The organism is Actinomyces sp. HMSC065F12, from assembly GCF_001814535.1.
Taxonomy (GTDB): Bacteria; Actinomycetota; Actinomycetes; order Actinomycetales; family Actinomycetaceae; genus Pauljensenia; species Pauljensenia radingae_A.
In genome coordinates this window covers 1-451 of record NZ_KV816963.1, presented here as the reverse complement: position 1 = coordinate 451, position 451 = coordinate 1, and the positions used below count along the sequence as shown (strand labels likewise).

At 59.9% G+C, this 451-nt stretch carries 1 protein-coding gene; it reads right to left on the bottom strand.

Going from position 1 to position 451, the window contains the following annotated elements; all coding sequences use genetic code 11:
• Positions 1-208: 208 nt before the first annotated feature.
• Positions 209-451: hypothetical protein (locus HMPREF2975_RS03615; RefSeq protein WP_227469181.1), on the bottom strand; the 243-nt coding region annotated here is incomplete at its 5' end.

Sequence of the window (451 nt, the reverse complement as noted above, 5' to 3'; positions counted from 1 at the left end):
CCGCCGAGCGCTCCCAGAGCAGGTCTCACTAGTGGTTCATTTGTCTACAACCACAGCCAGCACTCGCTGTGGAGGTCGCTCATCCGCCAGATGAGCTCCCGAACAATCACGCTCAGGCTTCGGAGAACGTCAGTGCCGATGGCCACCAGCACTTCCGCCTCCACCCACCCGGCCCGCACTGTGTCGAAACCGAGTGGGCTGTGTACGGCTACTTGCCGCGCTTGAGCGGCTTAGTCTGCGCCAACGCCGAAGCGGCAACAGACTTCGAGTCCTTGCCATAACGGCCATCGGTCAGAATCTTCGACGCCTTGGACACCACCTTCGCAGACGTCTGCTTACGGTTCCTTCCCATGTGTTTCACCTCCTTCGCCACGATCAGGGCACCCACCACCAGTTGGTGCGTGTTCATGAGCGTTCGCGCGAGTCGGCGTGCGATAATGAGATAGAAGTT